The organism is Hyphobacterium sp. CCMP332, from assembly GCA_014323545.1.
In the GTDB taxonomy this organism is placed as follows: domain Bacteria; phylum Bacteroidota; class Bacteroidia; order Cytophagales; family CCMP332; genus CCMP332.
The window spans coordinates 810094-830881 of the sequence record CP058647.1; the positions used below are offsets into that span (position 1 = coordinate 810094).

Genomic DNA, 20788 nt, shown 5'->3' on the forward strand with positions numbered 1-20788 from the left:
GTCGCAATGAATAAAAAAGACTTTCCAGAGCATTCTAATTATTCCACTGGAATGAATAATCAATTGTTTTCGATTTTAATGCTCCTAATTTTTACTTTTACCTGCCCTTAAGAAACGGCCTAAAGAAAAAAATGAACAAAGCTCAGATCCTGGCACCTGTCGCCAAAAAAATACCAAAAAAATTAAGCAAGCACGGTCATACAAGAATTGATAATTACTACTGGTTAAATGATAGGGAAAATCCCGAAGTAATAAATTATCTGGAAGCAGAAAACAAATACCTTGATACCATTCTCGTTCATACTAAAGCATTTCAGCAGGATCTGTTCGAGGAGATGAAAGGAAGAATAAAGGAAGATGACAGTTCTCTTCCTTACCGAAAAGATGGTTTTTACTATTACAGCAGATACGAGGAAGGGATGGAGTACCAAATACTCTGTAGAAAAAAGGGAAGTTTAAAAGCCAGTGAAGAAACTATACTGAATTTAAATGAATTGGCCGAGGGGCATGACTTTTTCAATCTCGGTTCAAGTAGTATTAGCACCAATAATATGTTGATGGCCTTTGCAATCGACACCCTTGGTCGAAGAATTTATGAAATTAAATTTAAAGATTTCAAAAGCGGCAAATTTTTAGATGATGTTATTTCAAATGTAACCGGAAACCTTGCCTGGGCCAATGACAATAAAACCCTCTTTTATGCCAGACAAGACCCTACCACACTGAGGTCATTTCAAATTTATAAACACGAATTGGGTACAAATACTGAGGAAGATAAACTCATTTATGAGGAAAACGACGAAGCTTTTGGCTGCTATGTATGGAAAACCAAATCAAGAAAATACCTAATGATAGGCTCCTATGCCACGCTTTCGAGCGAGATAAGATACCTGCATACAGAAAATACCGATGGTGAATTCAAAGTACTTCAAACACGGGAAGAGAATCATGAATACGATGTCTCGCATTTTGGAAATGAATTTTTTATTCGAAGTAATTGGAATGCAAAAAACTTTCGTTTGCTCAAAGTAAATGAAGACAATCCTTCAAAAGAGAATTGGGAAGAATTAATTCCCCATCGTGAAGATACCCTTCTGGAATCAATAGAAATATTTAAAGATTATCTGGTCCTTGATGAACGTAGTGAGGGCTTGACCAACATTAGGGTTATTCCATGGGCCGGAGAAGAATATTATATAGACTTTGGCGAAGAGGTATACACGGCCTTTATTTCTACCAACCCTGAATTCGACTCTGAGGTATTGCGATTCGGCTATTCCTCCCCGACCACTCCGGTATCAAGTTTTGACTATAATATGAGAACAAAAAGGAGAAAGTTGATGAAACAGCAGGAGGTAATTGGCGAATTCTCTTCAAAAAACTACAAAGCAGAAAGAAGTTATGCACAGGCGGAAGATGGAACCAGAATTCCTATTTCAATTGTATACAGAAAAAATCTAAGGAAAAAGGGCAAAAACCCATGTCTGATTTACGGATATGGTTCATACGGATCTACAGTTGACCCCTATTTCTCCTCAGTGAGACTCAGTCTCTTAGATAGAGGATTTGTATTCGCCATTGCCCATGTCCGCGGTGGTCAAATAAATGGACGCGATTGGTATGAAGACGGTAAATTCCTTAAAAAGGAAAATACCTTTAAAGATTTTATTGCCTGCTCGGAACATTTGATAGAAAAAAAATACTCCGATCCGAATAATTTGTTTGCCATGGGTGGCAGCGCAGGCGGTTTGTTAATGGGAGCAATCGTCAATATGCGTCCTGATTTATATAAAGGCATAGTGGCAGCAGTACCATTCGTTGACGTGGTAACAACCATGTTAGATGAAAGCATTCCATTAACAACCGGGGAGTACGATGAGTGGGGAAATCCAAATGACAAAAAATATTATGACTATATTCATTCCTATTCCCCTTACGATCAGGTCAAAAAGCAAAATTACCCACATATGCTAATCACTACAGGATTGCATGATTCACAGGTTCAATATTGGGAACCGGCCAAGTGGGTTGCAAAACTGCGGGAAATGAAGACTGATGATAATTTGTTATTGCTTCATACGAATATGGAGGCCGGACATGGTGGTGCTTCAGGTAGATTCACAAGTTTGAAAGAAACCGCAATGGAATACGCTTTCATATTAGATCTGGCAGGGATTAAATAATAGTTTAAAATCTGGTCATAATGATCAGGTCAAGGTCTTTATACTGGAGCTCGTATTTCTCTGCAATATCTGAATTGCATAGCGTTCCCTTGTACATATAAACACCCTTCATAAACCAGTTATTTTCTCGGATCATGTTATCCACGCCACCCAAATTTGCCGCCTGCAAGATATAAGGGACAAAAATATTGCTAACCGCGGTAGAAGCAGTTCGCGGAACTCTCGAAGCAATATTGGGAACACAATAATGGATTACATCGTGTTTTCTAAAAGTGGGAGACTTATGACTCGTAACAGCGGAGGTCTCAAAACAACCACCATTGTCAATACTTACATCAATTATTATTGAATTTGCCTGCATATTGCTAATCATTTCCTCAGTAACCACTACCGGAGCTCTTCCGTGGGAAGGCCTTAAGGCACCTATGACGACATCTGCTTCTGCAATGCTATTGGTGAGTATAACTCCATCCAATGTCGAAGTGAAAATTTGTTGACCTAAATTGTACTTAATCCTCCTTAATCTGTAGATTCTGTTGTCGAAGATTTTTACATCTGCTCCCAATCCAAGTGCTGTTCGCGCCGCAAATTCAGCCACCGTTCCGGCACCCAAAATAACTACACTGGTTGGAGGTACGCCTGTTATTCCGCCCAGAATTACGCCTTTGCCATTCTTGACATTGCTCAAATATTCAGCAGCAATCAACATCACAGAACTTCCGGCGATTTCACTCATGGCTCTTACAACCGGCATGCTGCCAACTTTGTCTTCTATCATCTCAAATCCAATGGCGGTAATTTTTTTTGAGGCCAGTTTTTTAAAATAGGTCGCTTCGAGGTTTCCCAATTGAAGCGCAGACATAAGCGTTTTGCCCGTTTTAATCATGTCTATTTCTGCATCGCTTGGCGGTTGAATTTTGAGAACAATTTCATTTTCAAATACCTCTTTGGTTGAATAAGAAATCGTGGCGCCTGCGTCGCTAAACTCATGGTCAGCATATTTTGAAGCCTCACCTGCACCGGTTTCAACCATGACTTCATGCCCGTTAGAAGTGAGAACCGCCACACCTTCAGGTGTCAATGGAATACGGTGTTCCTGCCATCCGATTTCCTTTGGGATTCCAATCTGTAATTTGTGAGATCCTGATTTTACCTTCAAAAGAGCTTCCTGAGGGTGGTAAATTTGACTTTCCTGTGCCACCTCCTTAAAGCCCGGCTTGGTGCTGCTAGACATGTTTCCTCAAAAATAAATGTCTACCAATATCCGATTTTTTAAGGGTAATTTCAAGATATTGATCTTTAAGAAAGGATTTTACCAATTCAGGCCATTCAATTAGACAGTAATTTCCGGAGTCTACATATTCCAAAAACCCAATATCCAGAAGCTCACCGATATGCTTAAGTCTGTAGAGATCAAAATGGTAAAGTATTTCTGAAGATCCCTGGTATTCATTTGCAATCCCAAAAGTTGGACTGCTCATTTGCGATTCGGGGACACCTAGATTTTTACATACAGCTTTGATCAATGTAGTTTTCCCGGTTCCCATTTCGCCATCGAATAGCCAAATCCTCAAATCGCCGGCAAAGGATATTATTTTGGAAGCATTTTCATCAATTTTGGTAAGATCGGAATAGTCTATTTCCAAGGTTATTATTTTGGTTCCAATTGAATATAAGGAATAATCATCTCTTCGAGTGAAATACCGCCGTGCTGGAATGTATCCGTGAAATATTTGACGTAGTAATTGAAATTATTGGGATAGGCAAAAAAGTAATCCTCAATTGCAAATACATAACTTGAAGACACATATTGTTTAGGCAGCTGAAAATCTTCAGGATTTCGCACCACCACTACATTTTTTTCTTCAAATCCCAAATTACGGCCCACTTTATACCTCAAATTGGTGTTGACATTTCTGTCACCTACAATTTTAAAAGGTTTCTTTACCCGGATGGTACCGTGATCTGTGGTTATTACAGTTTTAACTTTTTTCTGAGATAGAAATTTCAACAATTCCAACAAGGATGAGTGTTCAAACCAGGATTTGGTCAAAGACAAATAAGCCGCCTCATCGGGTGCTAATTGCCGAATCATTTCCATATCGGTTCTGGCATGGGAAAGCATATCAACAAAATTGAAAACAACCGCATTTAATTCATTGGATAATAAATTATTGGCAGCATCCATAAGTTGTTTTCCGTGTTGCTGATTGAGAATTTTGTGATAGGAGTATTTAATATCCAGATGTGCTCGTTTTAAATTCTTCTCAAGAAATTCTGCTTCTTTTAAATTTTTTCCTTCTTCCACTTCCTCATTGACCCATAGTTCAGGATGCATTCGCTCCATTTCTTTTGGCATTAAACCTGAAAAAATGGCATTTCTGGAATAAGCTGTGGTTGTAGGCAAAATTGAGTAATAGGAACTGTCTTCTACAATATTAAATAATGCCGAAATTTGTGTTTCAATTTCCTTCCACTGATCATAGCGCAAATTATCTATAAGAATAAAGAAAAGCGGTTCGCCTTTTTTAATCAAAGGGAAAACTTTCTTTTTAAGGAGCATATGCGATAATAATGGCCTTTCTACATTTGGGTCATTTAGCCAATCCTTGTAATTGTCCATGACAAAACGGCTAAAATTGATATTGGCCTCTACTTTCTGCATTTCGATGACTTCACTCATGCTTTTGTTCTCGGTCTGCTCAATTTCACGTTCCCAGAATATCAATTTCTTATAGATATCAGCCCATTCATCATGGCTGAGATCCTCTCCTACCCGCATACTAATTTCTTGAAATTCCTGGCGATAGGACTGATTGGTTCGCTCGGAAACCAGTCTTTTGTTGTCAAGGATTTTTTTTACTGATAAAAGTATCTGATTCGGGTTTAGAGGTTTGATAAGATAATCGGATATTTTTGATCCAATCGCCTCTTCCATTATATACTCTTCTTCACTTTTGGTAATCATTACGATTGGAAGCGAGGGTTTAAATGATTTTATTCTATTGAGTGCCTCAAGGCCGGTTAAACCGGGCATGTTTTCATCGAGAAAAACGACATCATAGTTGTTTTCCTCACACTTTTCTATCGCATCTGTTCCGCTGGTTACCGAAGTAACATCATAGCCTTTTTGCTCAAGAAAAAGTATATGAGGTTTGAGCAAATCAATCTCGTCATCCGCCCATAATATGTTATATCTTTGCATGTATATTTTTAATTTGACCTATAATTTCTGAATAACGGTAAGCTCTGCAAAAAATTTTGAATAAAAAAAAGATAATCAAAGATCCGGTGTATGGATTTATCACTGTACACTCTCCTTTTATTTTAGAAATAATTGAACATCCTTTTTTTCAGAGGTTAAGAAGAATCAAACAACTCGGCTTGACGGATCTGGTCTATCCCGGAGCCATTCATACGCGTTTTAATCACGCTTTAGGTGCGATGCACCTTATGACACTAGCATTAGATACAATTCGAAGTAAAGGTCATAATATAAGCGAAGAAGAATACGAAGCTGCGCTTATTGCAGTTCTCCTTCACGACATAGGTCATGGCCCATTTTCACATGTTCTCGAAAAATATTTACTCAATCATGTCGATCATGAAATACTTTCGATACTAATTATGGAGGAGCTCAACAAGGAAATGAATGGGCGACTTGGGCTGAGCATTAAAATATTTAAAAACGAGTACGAACGTCCATTTTTTTTTCAACTGGTTTCCGGACAAATGGACATGGACCGAATGGATTATTTGAATCGCGATTGCTTTTATACAGGAGTAGATGAAGGTACAATAGGTGGTGATAGAATTATTAAAATGCTAAATATTGTTGAAGATGAACTTGTAATTGAGGAGAAAGCCATTTACAGCATTGAGAATTTTCTAAATGCTAGAAGGTTGATGTACTGGCAGGTTTACCTTCATAAAACCACAGTGGCGGTGGAGCAAATGCTCAATGGATTAATATTAAGAGCCAGGAAAATAGCTGAAAAAAAAGAATTCTTATACGGAAGTCCTTCCCTTTTATTCTTTCTCAATAATCTCATTGATACCGAAACCCTAAAAAGTAATCCTCAAGCTTTGAAGAACTTTTTGAATTTAGATGACTACGATGTTTGGGGAGCAATAAAAGTATGGGCGCATCATGACGATAAAATATTATCGGATCTGAGTTCGCGTTTAATTAACCGAAGACTCTTTAAAGTGGACCTTACTAATTCCAAGGCGGAAGCAAAAGATAAAAAGCAAATCAGAAAATTGCTCGCTCAGGAATTGAATTTAAAGGAAAGTCAGGTTAAATACTATTTTCAATCGGGTGAACTGAGCAATTCAGCATATATGCCTGATAGTGGTAAAATATTAATATTGATGAAAAATAGCAGCCTGCAGGATGTATCTGCTGCAGCCGATTTGCCAAATATAAAGGCCATAAGTAAAATCGTGAAAAAGTATTATCTATGCTACCCTAAAAACGTATATTTGCGGGCGAAATTAGCTGAAGAGAGCAGATGAACTTTACTATCAAGCAAATTGCCCATCTCATCAAGGCAAAAGTTGAAGGAAAAGAAGAAGGTACCATAAAGAATTTGGCAAAGATTGAAGAGGCCAAAAATGGTGATATTGCCTTTCTTTCAAATCCGAAATACGAAAACTATTTGTACTCGACCGAGGCTTCAGCTGTAATAGTCAATAAAGATCTTCAACCAAAAAAATCATTTAAAACCACATTGCTTAGGGTTGATGATTCTTATACCGCCTTCACAATACTTCTCGAAGAATACACGCGTTTGGTTCAGCTCGGCAAGAAAGGAAGAGAAAAGCCAATATTTATTGGAAAAGGATCAAAAATTGGTAAAAACGAATTCATCGGTGCCTTTGCTTATGTTGGTACAAAGTGTAAAATTGGTGAAAATGTAAAAATTCATCCGCAGGTCCATATTGGAAACGATTGTGAAATTGGAGATAATACTATTCTTTATCCCGGTGTTAAAATTTATGATGGCTGTAAAATCGGATCGAACTGCATATTGCATTCCGGAGTAATCATTGGGAGCGATGGTTTTGGATTTGCCCCTCAAAAAGATGGTTCATATAAAAAGATACCACAGGTTGGCAATGTGATTTTAGAAAATAATGTAGAAATAGGGGCCAATACCACCATCGATTGTGCTACCATGGGATCAACGATTCTCAGAGAAGGTGTGAAAATCGACAACCTTGTTCAATTGGCCCACAATGTAGAAATTGGTAGAAATACTGTTATTGCTGCGCAAACAGGTATAGCAGGTTCCACAAAAGTGGGTGAAAATTGTGTATTTGCCGGTCAGGTGGGAATTGTCGGGCATATAGAAATAGCCAACAAAACCACATTGGCATCAAAATCAGGGATCAGCAATAATATTAAAGAGGAAGGTCAGGTTATGCTTGGGTACCCGGCTTTACCAATTGGTAATTTCAAAAGAAGTTATGCATTATATCGAAAACTACCCGAGCTGTACAGTCAAATTAAAGAACTTGAAAAAAAAGTTATTAATTTGGCAGCCGCCAAAGAATAGGCTCAATGCAGATTAAGCAACACACTATAAAAGAGAAGGTTTCCGTTACCGGTGTAGGATTACACACCGGTGTGAATACCACAATGACATTTTGCCCGGCAGGCCCGGATCACGGAATAAAATTTCAAAGAGTTGATCTTCCCGAAAAACCGATCGTAGAAGCAGATGCAGATCTGGTTGTCGATGTTTCCAGAGGTACTACCATTGAAAAACACGGCGCGAGAGTAGGAACCATCGAACATACTCTGGCAGCACTTGTAGGATTAGAAATCGATAATATACTTATCGAAATAAATGGTCCTGAATGTCCGATAATGGATGGCAGTTCATTGCCTTTTTTGGAGGAATTGGAAAAAGTAGGACTGGAGGAGCAAAATGCATTAAGAAATTTCTTTGAAGTACCTCAGAGTATTACTTATCGCGATAAAGAAAACAACGTTGAAATAGCTGCATTGCCTCTTGATGATTATCGGGTAACGGTAATGATTGATTATAACTCTCCTGTTTTGGGAAGTCAGCATGCTTCGCTGAATAATATCTCCGAATTTAAATCTGAAATTTCATCGTCAAGAACATTTTGTTTTCTACATGAACTTGAAGCTTTGTATAAGGCCAACCTTATCAAGGGGGGAGATTTAAATAACGCCATCGTTGTGGTCGATCGCGAAGTTCAGGAAGGTGAATTGGATTACCTGGCAGATTTATTCAATAAGCCAAAAATTAGTGTTCAGAAAGAAGGTATTCTTAACAATATTGAATTAAGACATAATAATGAGCCGGCCAGACATAAATTGCTGGATATGGTTGGTGATCTCGCTTTGGCAGGAAGGCCAATTAAAGCTCAAATCCTTGGTGCAAGACCGGGGCATGCGAGTAATGTGGCCTTTGCTAAGAAATTGAAAAGGGCCATGGAAGAGACCAATAAAAATGCGCCTCACTATGATCCCAAATTGCCCCCGCTTTTCGATGCTCAAAAAATTTATAGCCTTTTACCACATCGTTATCCATTTCAATTGGTAGATAAAATAATATATCTCGACGATAATATTGTGGCCGGCGTTAAAAACGTAACCCTTAATGAACCGTTTTTTCAGGGGCACTTCCCTGACAATCCCGTTATGCCCGGAGTTTTACAGGTCGAAGCAATGGCACAATGTGGAGGAATTCTTGTATTAAACAGCATTAAAGATCCTGAAAATTACTGGGCCTATTTCCTCGGAATTGAAAACTGTCGATTCAAAAAAATGGTAGTTCCCGGTGATACCATTGTTTTTAGATGTGAATTGATGGCACCGGTAAGAAGAGGTATTGCCAAATTTCACAGCCAGGCCTTTGTTGGTGGTCAATTGGTTTGTGAAGCAGTAGTTATAGCCAGTCTGGTTAAAAAAACCAATGAGTAGTCATCTTACAAACATACATCCTGATGCCAGCTTAGGCAAAAATGTAGTTGTAGAACCATTTGCAACCATAGAAAAAGACGTAGTGATTGGAGACAATTGCTGGATTGGTGCAAATGCGGTTGTACATAATGGAGCAAGGATTGGCAATAATGTAAAGATTTTCCCAAGTGCGGTTGTCTCCGGAATCCCACAAGATTTGAAATTCAAAGGTGAGGAAAGCACATGTGAAATCGGAGATAACACGATAATCAGAGAATTTGTAACTATAAACAGAGGTACCGAAGACAGGTGGAAAACAAAAGTTGGTGCCAATTGTCTGTTGATGGCCTATGTACATTTGGCCCATGATTGTTTTTTAGGCGATAACTGCATTTTGTCAAATGGTACGCAATTGGCAGGGCATGTTACTATAGATGATTTTGCCATATTTGGCGGTACTTGTGCAGTTCATCAGTTTTCAAAAATCGGCTCACATGTCATGGTAGGTGGAGGGTCCTTAGTAAGAAAAGATGTTCCTCCATTTGTAAAAGCAGGACGAGAACCCATTTCCTATTCAGGAGTAAATGTTGTAGGACTTCGCAGAAGAGGATTTTCAAATGACAGCATTGCTCAAATTCAGGAGATATATAGAATCATCTATCAAAAAGGATACAATACAGCCAAGGCCATTAAAGAGGTAGAGGAAAGTGTAAAAGAAAGCGAAGAAAAAACCATCATTTTGGAATTCATTCAGAATTCTGAAAGAGGAATCATGAAAGGATATGTTTCTGAAAGATGATTCTCCGGGCGGAAAATCTGAGTAAAAAATACAACAGAGAATGGGTAATCAAAGATCTCTGCTTCGAGTTTAAAAAATCATCAATAATTGCGATCACTGGCCCAAACGGATCGGGAAAATCTACCTTATTAAAACTAATTGCCGGCTATGTCCTGCCGAGCAGTGGAAATATCAATTGGATTATTGATAATAAAGAAATCAACATCGATGATCAATTCAGACATTTGGCAGTTTCCGCGCCATATATGCAGATAGTTGAAGATCTGACATTAATCGAGTTTCTAGATTTTCATCAAAAATTTAAAACATTAAGAGCATCAGAATCCAAAGAAAGTTTTCTGAATAAAACCGGCTTGGCCAATCAGGGGGATAAATTCATTAAGGAATTTTCATCGGGTATGAAACAGCGCGTAAAACTGGGGCTTTGTTTTTATTTTGAAAATGATCTCCTTTTGATCGATGAAGGCACAACAAACCTCGATAAGCAAGGCATAGAATGGTTTCAAAATGAGGTTAAAAATCAGGAAGGTCGATTGGTTATATTGTTTTCAAATCAGGAGCAGGAATACAGTTTAGCGGAGCAAAACCTGAATCTTAGCAAATTCTAAGTCTTCAATTTTTCCACATTTATTTTAATGGTATTGAAAAGAACTTTTGGATCGAAGGGTTTCATCACGAATCCATTCATCCCATAATTGACTATTTTTTCTTCTGCATCCGGGCCGGTAGAAGCTGATAAGGCAATTACTGGCAATTTTCTTTTCTCATTGTCCATTTCACGGATATGCTTGGTGGCTTCATAACCGTCCATTTCAGGCATATGCAAATCCATTAACACAAGGTCATAGTCATTTTTACGAACCATCTCAACAGCTTCCAAGCCATTTTCTGCTATATCAAAAGTGATTTTCCATTTATCCAGAAATTTTCTGGCGACTATTTGATTCATTTTATTGTCTTCAACCAATAACAAGTGATGATTTTCAAGATCTGTTATTTCCTCCTCTACCGGTTTTTTTAAATCTTTGCCGGATTCATCAATCACATAATCAATTTCAACAATAAAAGTCGTTCCTTTTTCCAAGGCACTTGAAAGCTGGATTTTTCCTTTTTGTAGATCTACTAGCTTTTTAGTTATCGCCAATCCCAGTCCGGTACCGCCATATTTTCTGGTTGTTTCAGAACTTGCCTGTGAAAAACTATCAAAAATAATTTCCTGTTTTTCCTTGGGTATTCCTATACCCGTGTCTTCAACAATAAATGCAATTCTGGCAGAATTATCTTGTTCAGATAGTTTCTTTGCAGATAATTTAACGTAGCCATCATTGGTGAATTTTATTGCATTTCCTATTAGATTGTTTAGTATTTGACCTAAACGGGTGGGGTCGCCTTTTATATATTGAGGCAGATTTTCATTGATTTCAAACTTTATTTCAAGGTTTTTATCACGTGACAGTACCTTAAAAGACTCGACCACATTTTTAAGAAGCTCTTCCAGATTAAAACTTGTGGATTCAAACTTAATTCCGCCGGCTTCGATCTTTGAAAAATCTAAAATATCGTTGATCAAAGCCATTAAGCTTTCAGCTCCAAAACTCAGGGCCTTTAAGTTTTCAATTTGCTCAGGTTTAGGGTCCTCTAAACTAAGGAGATTGGTCATCCCGATTACGGAATTTAAAGGAGTTCGGATTTCATGGCTCATGGTTGAAAGAAACTGGGCCTTTGCTTCTGATGCTTCCTCGGCCAAATGCTTGGCTTTTCTTAACTCCTCCTGTTTTTTTAAAAGAAATTCTTCATTTTCTTTATTCTGAGTTATATCTCTGGCTTCTCCCAAACTGAGAACCAGATCTTTTCCATCAGGCGTTTTTTCCAAAACAGTATCGCGACTTTCAAACCAAATCCACCTTCCTGAAGCATTTTTCATTCGGTATTCGGTGCTTACAACTTTTCCTTCTTTAGCATTTTTCAAAGTGTTGTAATTCTTCTCCAATAAATCTTTATCATCCGGGTGGATCAAGTGAAAATCTTCTTCATCCATCCTGAACAAGCTATTCATGTCGTATTCCAGATAATCCCAAATACTCCTGTTCAAATAGCTTATTTTTTTCTCTTTGTGATGAAATACATATAAAAAATTTGGAGTGGTTTCCGCGATTCTTTCGATTAAAGAACGATTATTTTGAAGTTCGTATTCTACCCTTTTCCGATCGGATATATCCCTAATACTTAACTGATAAGCACTGAAATTATCTTCATCAATTTCGCTGATGACAATATCAAACCAAATGGTATTGTTGTTTTTACTGATTAACCTTAATTCGCCTTTTCCATCTTTAAGTATTTCATTTTTCAAATAGCGGTCCTTTGAATGAATGAATTGGTCAATGCCTTTTGATTCTACTTCATCGGCCTGATAACCCAGTAATTCTTCAATGGATGGCGAGACATACTGGACTTTGCAATTCTTATTTAGAAGCGCGATTATGTCTTTAGAATTCTCTGAAATAAATCTAAATCGTTTCTCATTAGATTTTAGCCTGGTTCTGTATGATAAATTTATAATCAGGAAATAATATACTGCAGCACCGTTGGCAATAAATGAAACAAGAAAAATCCAAAATTCCAGAACCCTTTCCTGATCGTGACCCAGTGCCGGGCCATCGTAATAATGGATCGGGTAAAATTCCATAATAAAGAATTGAACAATGGAAATTATAATGAAGATGTTGCGATTAAGTATTTCATATTTATTAAAAATGATAAACAGGGAGATTACCAATGGAAAAAATAGAATGTGAGCAAAACCGTCAGGGCCCAAGACACCCCCCAAGGTTAATATTCCTGCCATTAGTGCTATGGATATGCAATTTTTAGCAAGAATAAACTTTCCCCTTTTTGTCAATGAGATAGTCAAGGCAAAAAGCGAAGATTCAAAGACCAAAAACAGACCTACCTTATACGCTTCTGTAAATAGAAATGGAATTGCAGTAATTAGATAAAATAGGATAAATGAAAAAGCCAGAATATTAAACACCCGAATGCTCTGATGACCTTCTCTGGTTCTGGTATATTTTCGATCTACAGACAGAAAACTAAAAATATCGCTCTTTCTTTCCTTAGCCTGGTTCATTTTAAGGTTGCATAAAATTACCGATTCAATTTAGCACTATGATATTGCAGTTCAAATTCAATGTAAGTAAATGAATTATTTTGCTCTGGACCTGTACGTTAGAAATAAAAAGAAATGGCTGATGAAAATTACGAGTAAACACCCAATCACATTGTACCATAGATAGGCAACTACATCCTCGAAAAAGATGTAAAGAATAAAGACAAATAACTGCGCAAGTAAGGCCGAAGAAAATACCCCGGATCCTTTTATCCTCTTAAAAAAGAAGGCCACAAGGAAAATTCCCAGAATAGTTCCGTAAAATAAAGATCCCAAAATGTTTACTGCTTCTATGAGGTTTTCCAGCAGTCTTGCAAATAGAGCAAACATAATCGCCAGAATTCCCCATAATGCGGTGAGCAGGCGGGAGGCAATGACATAATGTGTATCAGAGGCTTCACTTTTCATAAGGCGTTTATAAAAATCTACGACTGTTGTTGAACCTAATGCATTCAGTTCACCGGCTGTTGAAGACATGGCTGCGGAAATTATTACTGCCAGCAACAATCCAATTATACCATGCGGCAGATAATTCATTATAAATGTAAGAAATACAAAATCTGAATCCTTAGCGGTCTCTTCAGGGTATTCTTCTATCAAGATTTGTTTGACATTGGCGCGTATTTCCTTTGAATTTAAATCGAGCTCCTTTATGCTTTCCTGTTTTTCACTCAGCAATTCTGCATTACCATCATTTCTGGCTTTAATTAATTCCCTTATCTCTTCCTGTTTAATCTGATGATTTTTCGCGTACTCATCTTCATGAAATGAAATTTCCTCGGAATATTTGCTCTGTCTTAAATTTTCAAGATTGGTTTTGTCAAATAGCACTTCATGACTTTCAAACTGATAAAAAACAAACACCATTACCCCTACGAAAAGGATAAAAAACTGCATGGGTATTTTTAATACCGCATTAAACATCAAACCCATACGGCTTTCTGTGACCGATTTTCCGCCGAGGTATCTTTGCACCTGAGATTGATCTGTTCCAAAATAGGATAAAGCAAGAAACAATCCGCCCGTAATACCAGACCAAAAAGTGTATCGCTCAGTAGGGTCAAATGAAAAGTTTACCGCATCCAGTTTACCCATTCTGCCGGCTATATCTACCGCATCTAAGAATCCGATATAATCGGGCAAGCTATTTATTATTATGAAAAATGCGATAAACATTCCTAGCATGATTACTCCCATTTGCCATTTTTGAGTCAAGCTGACAGCTTTTGTACCTCCAGAAACTGTGTAAATAACTACGACCAAACCGACCAATACAATGGTAACAGAAAGATTCCAACCCAGCGTAGTACTTAAAATTATTGCAGGGGCATAAATGGTGATGCCCGCGGCCAATCCTCGTTGAAATAGAAATAAAAAAGCTGCGAGAAGCCTTGTTTTTAAATCAAAGCGGGACTCTAAAAATTCATAGGCAGTAAATACATTTAATTTATAATAAATAGGAATAAATACAGCGGAAACAATAATTAACGCCAGTGGTAAACCAAAATAATTTTGCACAAAGCCCATTCCACTTTCAAAAGCTTGTCCTGGGGTTGAAATAAAAGTAATTGCGCTTGCCTGTGTTGCCATTACAGATAATCCAATGGTCACCCATTTCATATCCTTATCACCCTGCAAATAGGATTTTATGTTTTTATTTTTCCTTGTTTTCCATGTGCCGTAAATGGCGATGAAAAGCAAAGTTCCGAGCATGGTGAGCCAGTCGAGCCAGTTCATTTATAATAGCTGCTTAAAAGGTAGAAGAGACCCACCAATGAAATAAAAAAGGCCATTACAAAAATGTAAAGTCTTTCCCAGGTCTTAAAGAATGGTGCCTGTTCAGCCGGTGTTTCGGTTTGATTTTTCATTTGCCGAGGGAAATTAAATTGGCAAATAAACGATAAGCTCCCGGAACCCCGGCTGGTAATTGCCTGAAGAAAGATATTCCTGTGTATGTAAAATAACCTTTGCCATACTTCGCAGTTATTAGCATTCCCTTTGTTGGTTCCTCTCCGGGATCCATCGATTCGAATGGTGCAACATAATTTTCATCCCAGGAAGATGCGAAATATAAACCTCTTTCCTGCACCCAGTTTTCAAAATCCTTGTCATCAATTTTGTTGGGTGTGTTTAAAATCGGGTGATCCTGAACTTTGATATTAATTTTAGCTTCCTCTACGGTAACTCTGTCTCTTCCCAACTCAAATTTATATGGCCCCATCTTTTCAAAATTAAGCCCCCGGCTTGTGTTGTATTGAAGAATTAAATTACCACCTTCATAAACATATCTCATTAAAGTTTCATGGGCTTCGTATAACCATGTTTGAGTATTGAATGCCCTTACACCAAGAATAATCGCATCGTACTTGCTTAAATCACTTTGTATTACGGCATTTTCATCTAGAAATTCTATTTGGTAACCCATTTGCATAAGTGCTTCGGGGACATCATCACCGGCTCCTTTAATATAGGCCAGCAAATCCCCTTTTCTTTGAAGGTCTATGCTAACCAAAGGCATTTTTGCCTTAGGAAAATAATTGATATGCTTGATGTGATCGTAGTCGATTTCTTCAAAACTTCTTTCATAAGAACGCCCCCCTATTTCGACGAATGCTTTAATCGTTCCGTTAATGGATGAATTACCCGGACTAATTTCCAGATCCACTATACGGGTATTGCCTTTTTCAGGGAAGGATAGATTTATTTCTTTGGGATTTACAGTCCATCCTTCTGGAATTTCAAATTTTACTTTGGCCTCAACATTATCCTTAAAGGCTTTTATTGAAACTTTCAGGTTTTTCTTAGCTCCTTTATTAAATACCAGTGTTTTCTCAAGAAAATTGATGCTTACAGGAGGGGCTATCACCATATCACGATACAATTCTCCTTTGACTCTATCCACCCAGCGGTAGTTGAAAGGAATTATTTTTTCTAGTTCTGTATCGCCCATTTTTAAGACTACTTTCAATTGCATAAAAGGCGGAGTTTCGGGTAAGCCAATCAATCGCAGATCTTCTACATTATACAAACCGTATTCATGATCCTGCTTTAACCAATAAGGGTTTGAAATCTCTGCGTCAGTTGGAATCTTAAAATTCAATTGTTTTTGTTCCAATTGATTGTATTTCAAGGCTAAATTCAAATTCTCTGAATAGCCATTGTTCAAAAGCGAAATATTTGAAATCACCAAATCTTCTTGTGAACGGTTAATAGCTTCAAGATTAAAGGATACCGAATCTCCCGGTGCAAAGACATAATCGTCACAAAGCGCTTCGACAGTAAATCCCATACAATCCAGAATAAGTTCATTGATTTGTTCGTATTTAATTTCTCTCCAAAAATCTTCTTTTAAATAGGCCAATGCCTTTCTCGCATTTATTAAATGTCGGACAATTGCAGCCGGGTTTTCAGGGTCAAATTGCTCGATTGCCAATTGTATATGTTCACTTACCTTTTCACCTTTTTCTACTCTCGACCAATTTGTATTTATGCCTTTGAGTACATTTTCAGGCGCTTCTTTGTCGTCAATTGGGTCCAGATACTCTTCAATACTTCCTTTGGATTCGGAGGCGCCAAATCCTTGAGATTTGTGCATAGATCTACTCGAACCTGCAATTTCACCATAATTTTTCCCTAATAGAGCATTGAATTCACCAACATCTACCATAGTGAGGCCGGTTTTATCAAAATCCCTTCTGCCGTAAAACCACCATGATGTATTCCAATATATTCTTGCTGCCTGCCATTCGTCCACATGATCCAATTGCTCAGGGAAGGCATTCTTATCACCCGACATAGAAAACGCTTCCAAAGCCAGCATTGCCGATGAGGTATGATGGCCATGCGTTTGGCCTGCACTATTTGGTGAAAATCTGGTAATAATTACATCTGGACGAAATTTCCTGATTATCCAAACCACATCGGACAGTACTTCATCCTTACCCCATATTTTTAAGGTTTCATCCGGATGTTTGGAATAGCCAAAATCATTCGCTCTGCTGAAAAACTGAATGCCTCCGTCTTTTTTTCTGGCTTCCAATAATTCCTGTGTTCTAATCAAACCCATTTTTTCAGCTTTTTCGGGACCAATGAGATTTTGTCCCCCGTCTCCCCTGGTGAGTGACAAGTAGGCTGTCCGCATACAGGCTTCATTGGCAAAATAGGAGATCATTCTAGTGTTTTCATCATCGGGATGTGCAGCGATATAAAGCACCGAACCAAGTGTATTTAGTTTTTTCAGATTAAGTAATAATTCTCCTGCTGAGGGTGTGGTCTTTTGAGAAAATGAAAGCGTTATTGAATAAATGAGCGTAAATACAAGGAATAGATATTTTTTCTTCATGCTTTTATTTTTGAATGCGCTAAGTTATGAAAACGCAGACATCACAGGGGCTTATAATTTTCTGTTAATATTTTTTTTTGACCGTTTATATAATATCAATCTTATATTAAAATGGAACTCCTGTTTAAATGTGTAAATTTGGCTTTGATTTGCGAAGATTGGAGGCCATGGCAGAAAGTATAATTGACTTAAATAAGATAAATAAATCTTATCAAACCGGAACTAAGTCGCTTCATGTATTAAAAAACATTGAATTGACTATCAAAGAAGGTGAGATGGTCAGTATTATGGGAAGTTCCGGATCCGGAAAATCCACCTTATTAAACATAATCGGAATTCTTGATCAATACGATTCGGGAACCTATAATCTTGCTGGTAAAAGCATTTACAAGTTGAATGAAAAAATTGCCGCGCAATACAGAAACAAATTTATTGGTTTTGTATTTCAGTCATTCAATCTTCTTTCGTTTAAAAATGCATTGGAAAATGTAGCACTCCCGCTCTATTATCAAAAAATAAGCCGTAGAAAACGAAACGCAAAGGCCATGGAATATTTAGAGAAAGTGGGCCTTACCGATTGGTGGGATCATATGCCCAGTGAGCTTTCAGGAGGCCAAAAACAAAGAGTGGCCATTGCGAGGTCTCTGATCACATCCCCAAAGTTAATATTGGCGGATGAACCCACAGGTGCCCTTGACTCAAAAACATCATCGGAAGTCATGCAGCTTTTTAAAGATGTAAATCAGGAAGGTATGACCGTGGTTATAGTGACCCATGAAAATGACATTGCAGAAATGACGGATAGAATTATAAGACTCAAAGACGGAATAGTAGTTAACGACAACTGATATGTTCGATCTGGATAAGTGGGAAGAAATTTTTAATACAATCAGGCAGAATAAGCTTAGGACCTTTCTGACAGCATTCAGTGTATCCTGGGGAATATTTATGTTGATATTGCTTTTGGGTGCCGGCTCCGGAATCTTAAACGGTGTAAAAGAAATGTTCAAGGACGATGCGATTAATTCCATTTGGATCAGGTCAGGACAAACAAGTATTCCTTATAAGGGCATGCAACCCGGTAGAAGAATTCAGTTTACCAATGAAGATTATAACAATCTCAAAAACAAAGTCGATGGCTTGGAACACATAACCGCCAGATATTTCCTTTGGGGAGATTACACGGTGCGATATGAAAAAAAGTATTCCTCATTTCAGATCAGGGGGGTACACCCTGCTCATTTGTATCTCGAAAACACAATTTTAACTTCCGGTCGTTACATTAACGATTTGGATATTGAGCAAAAAAGGAAAGTGGCAGTTATAGGTCAGGAGGTGGTTAATTCTCTTTTTGAAAATGGTGAAGATCCATTGGGAAAATGGATTGATATTTCCGGCATTCTTTATAAAGTAGTAGGAACATTCAGAGACGAAGGAAGTGAACGTGAACAACAGGTAATAATTATTCCAATTTCCACAACTCAAATGGCCTATAATGGTTCAAACAGGGTTCACATGATGATGTTCACAGTTGGCGATGCAAGTGTAAATGAAAGCGTGGCGATGGGTGATCAGGCTAAAGAATTATTGATTGAGAGGCATAAATTTTCTCCTGAAGATGAACGCGCAATTCATATGTGGAATAATCTTGAAAACTTTCAGAGATTTAAAGATTTATTTGGAGGCATAAATATTTTTATATGGATTGTTGGAATGGGAACCATTGTGGCCGGTGTTGTCGGTGTAAGTAATATCATGCTTATAATCGTAAAAGACAGAACAAGAGAAATTGGAATTAGGAAAGCCTTGGGTGCCACTCCTTTTTCAATAATTTCTTTGATAATACAGGAATCAATTGTGATAACCCTGATCTCAGGATATTTTGGATTATTATTTGGCGTATCACTTATTGAATTAGTAAATTTTGCACTGGAAAATTTTGGGGCTGATGTGCCTTATTTTAAAAATCCAGAAATAGAATTGGGCACGGCATTGACGGCCACAGGAATACTGGTATTTGCCGGAGCACTGGCCGGCTATTTCCCTGCCAGAAAGGCTGCAAAAATTCAACCAATTGAAGCATTAAGAGACGAATAATATGTTTGATTTCGACAAATGGCAGGAAATATGGATGACGATCCGAAAAAATAAACTTCGGACATTCCTTACTATGTTTGGCGTTTTTTGGGGCATATTTATGCTATTATTATTGCTGGGGGGTGGTAGTGGATTGAGAAATGGGGTAAACAAGGACTTTGTAAACGGTGCAACTAATTCTGTTTATATGTGGAGTCAAAGAACCACCATGCCCTACAAAGGTTTCAAACCGGGAAGGTATTTCAATTTTAATAATTCCGATACCGAATTTCTTCGTGACAATATCAATTATGCAGAAGTTATTAGTCCAAGAAATCAATTGGGAGGTTATAGAGATGCCAATAATGTAACCCGTAAAAATAAAGCAGGAGCTTTTAGTGTTTATGGCGATTTTCCTGACTTTTTAAGGATTAAATATATGGTCATGCCGGAAGGCCGTTTTATCAATCCATTGGACATTGATTATAAGAGAAAAGTTTGTGTAATAGGAAAAGGAGTACAAAACATTCTATTTGAAGAAGATGAAGATCCCGTTGGAGATTTCTTAAAAATTAATGGTATTTATTTTAAAATAATAGGTACACATAAATCTCGTGCGGAAGGCGATGAGCAGGATCGAGATCAACAAAGCATTTATATTCCATTTACCACATTTCAAAATGTGTTCAACTATGGCGACATTGTAGGCTGGTATGCCATGATTCCAAAAGAAGGCTATTCATCTGAAAAGCTCGAAGAAGATGCGGCAGCCATTTTAAAAGAGCGGCACTCTGTTCACCCCGAAGATAAAAGAGGTATTGGTTCCTATAATGCAGAGGAAGAGTTTGCAGAAATTCAAGCGCTTTTCACAGGTATAAACACATTTATATGGATTGTAGGAATTGGAACATTGTTGGCCGGTGTTATTGGAGTCAGCAATATCATGCTAATTATAGTCAAAGAGCGAACCAAGGAAATTGGTATTCGCAAATCTTTGGGAGCTACTCCCTGGTCTATAATAGCATTAATAATTCAGGAATCAATCTTTATAACTTTAATTGCAGGATATGGTGGTTTGCTTTTAGGCACTATCCTGGTTGAAGGCATTAATAAATTAATTGAAGGCCAGGAAACAGGAATGTTTGCCCATCCCGAAATCGATCTTCAGGTAGCATTAATAGCACTTTTTGTATTAGTACTTGGAGGCGCTTTAGCTGGATTAATTCCGGCTAGAAAAGCGGCAGCTGTTGACCCAATAGAAGCATTAAGAACAGAATAA

At 37.7% G+C, this 20788-nt stretch carries 15 protein-coding genes; 9 read left to right on the forward strand and 6 right to left on the reverse strand.

Annotation, left to right across the window (positions count from 1 at the left end; all coding sequences use genetic code 11):
* Positions 1 to 131 precede the first annotated feature (131 nt).
* Entirely contained in the window at positions 132 to 2183 is a 2052-nt protein-coding gene (locus HZR84_03530; protein QNL21048.1) for a S9 family peptidase, read from the forward strand.
* Positions 2184 to 2187: 4 nt separating this feature from the next.
* Here HZR84_03530 and HZR84_03535 read toward each other — a convergent pair whose 3' ends face one another.
* Genes HZR84_03535 through HZR84_03545 form a run of 3 tightly spaced genes read right to left on the reverse strand, consistent with a single transcriptional unit; the run spans position 2188 to position 5388 of the window.
* On the reverse strand, positions 2188 to 3417 hold the full coding sequence (locus HZR84_03535; protein ID QNL21049.1) for an alanine dehydrogenase: 1230 nt from the start codon (positions 3415 to 3417) through the stop codon (positions 2188 to 2190).
* Positions 3410 to 3838, reverse strand: coding sequence for a tRNA (adenosine(37)-N6)-threonylcarbamoyltransferase complex ATPase subunit type 1 TsaE (gene tsaE / locus HZR84_03540; GenBank protein QNL23177.1), 429 nt, complete (start codon positions 3836 to 3838; stop codon positions 3410 to 3412). Before tsaE ends, HZR84_03535 begins: the two co-directional genes overlap by 8 nt.
* Positions 3835 to 5388: a PglZ domain-containing protein gene (locus HZR84_03545; protein ID QNL21050.1), complete on the reverse strand. Its 1554-nt coding sequence runs from the start codon at positions 5386 to 5388 to the stop codon at positions 3835 to 3837. Before HZR84_03545 ends, tsaE begins: the two co-directional genes overlap by 4 nt.
* Before the next feature lie 56 nt (positions 5389 to 5444).
* On the opposite strand from HZR84_03545, the gene HZR84_03550 reads away from it, so the two are divergent.
* Genes HZR84_03550 through HZR84_03570 form a run of 5 tightly spaced genes read left to right on the forward strand, consistent with a single transcriptional unit; the run spans position 5445 to position 10530 of the window.
* Entirely contained in the window at positions 5445 to 6701 is a 1257-nt protein-coding gene (locus HZR84_03550; GenBank protein ID QNL21051.1) for an HD domain-containing protein, read from the forward strand.
* A complete protein-coding gene (gene lpxD / locus HZR84_03555; GenBank protein QNL21052.1) occupies positions 6698 to 7744 on the forward strand; it encodes a UDP-3-O-(3-hydroxymyristoyl)glucosamine N-acyltransferase in 1047 nt (348 codons plus the stop codon). The genes HZR84_03550 and lpxD overlap by 4 nt, the downstream gene beginning before the upstream one ends.
* Positions 7745 to 7749: 5 nt before the next feature.
* Positions 7750 to 9144 carry a bifunctional UDP-3-O-[3-hydroxymyristoyl] N-acetylglucosamine deacetylase/3-hydroxyacyl-ACP dehydratase gene (locus HZR84_03560; protein QNL21053.1) on the forward strand — a complete coding sequence of 465 codons (1395 nt, stop codon included), beginning with the start codon at positions 7750 to 7752 and terminating at the stop codon, positions 9142 to 9144.
* Entirely contained in the window at positions 9137 to 9922 is a 786-nt protein-coding gene (lpxA, locus tag HZR84_03565) for an acyl-ACP--UDP-N-acetylglucosamine O-acyltransferase (GenBank protein QNL21054.1), read from the forward strand. The genes HZR84_03560 and lpxA overlap by 8 nt, the downstream gene beginning before the upstream one ends.
* Positions 9919 to 10530, forward strand: coding sequence for an ABC transporter ATP-binding protein (locus tag HZR84_03570; protein QNL21055.1), 612 nt, complete (start codon positions 9919 to 9921; stop codon positions 10528 to 10530). Before lpxA ends, HZR84_03570 begins: the two co-directional genes overlap by 4 nt.
* Here the strand turns inward: HZR84_03570 and HZR84_03575 are convergent.
* The 3 genes from HZR84_03575 to HZR84_03585 all read right to left on the reverse strand — a co-directional run bounded on the left by HZR84_03575 (position 10527) and on the right by HZR84_03585 (position 17433).
* Positions 10527 to 13052, reverse strand: coding sequence for a PAS domain S-box protein (locus tag HZR84_03575; GenBank protein ID QNL21056.1), 2526 nt, complete (start codon positions 13050 to 13052; stop codon positions 10527 to 10529). The two genes, HZR84_03570 and HZR84_03575, sit on opposite strands and share 4 nt — an antisense overlap.
* Before the next feature lie 75 nt (positions 13053 to 13127).
* Entirely contained in the window at positions 13128 to 14828 is a 1701-nt protein-coding gene (locus tag HZR84_03580; GenBank protein ID QNL21057.1) for a sodium:solute symporter, read from the reverse strand.
* Positions 14829 to 14955: 127 nt separating this feature from the next.
* The gene (locus tag HZR84_03585; GenBank protein ID QNL21058.1) at positions 14956 to 17433 is read right to left on the reverse strand and encodes a PIG-L family deacetylase; all 2478 of its coding nucleotides are present in this window, start codon (positions 17431 to 17433) and stop codon (positions 14956 to 14958) included.
* Positions 17434 to 17612: 179 nt separating this feature from the next.
* Here HZR84_03585 and HZR84_03590 point away from each other — a divergent pair, with 179 nt between their 5' ends.
* From HZR84_03590 to HZR84_03600, 3 genes are read left to right on the forward strand one after another with little or no spacing between them, the layout of a single operon-like run.
* A complete protein-coding gene (locus tag HZR84_03590; protein ID QNL23178.1) occupies positions 17613 to 18281 on the forward strand; it encodes an ABC transporter ATP-binding protein in 669 nt (222 codons plus the stop codon).
* Between the two features lies 1 nt (position 18282).
* Entirely contained in the window at positions 18283 to 19530 is a 1248-nt protein-coding gene (locus tag HZR84_03595) for an ABC transporter permease (GenBank protein QNL21059.1), read from the forward strand.
* 1 nt (position 19531) lies between these two features.
* Positions 19532 to 20788 carry an ABC transporter permease gene (locus HZR84_03600; protein QNL21060.1) on the forward strand — a complete coding sequence of 419 codons (1257 nt, stop codon included), beginning with the start codon at positions 19532 to 19534 and terminating at the stop codon, positions 20786 to 20788.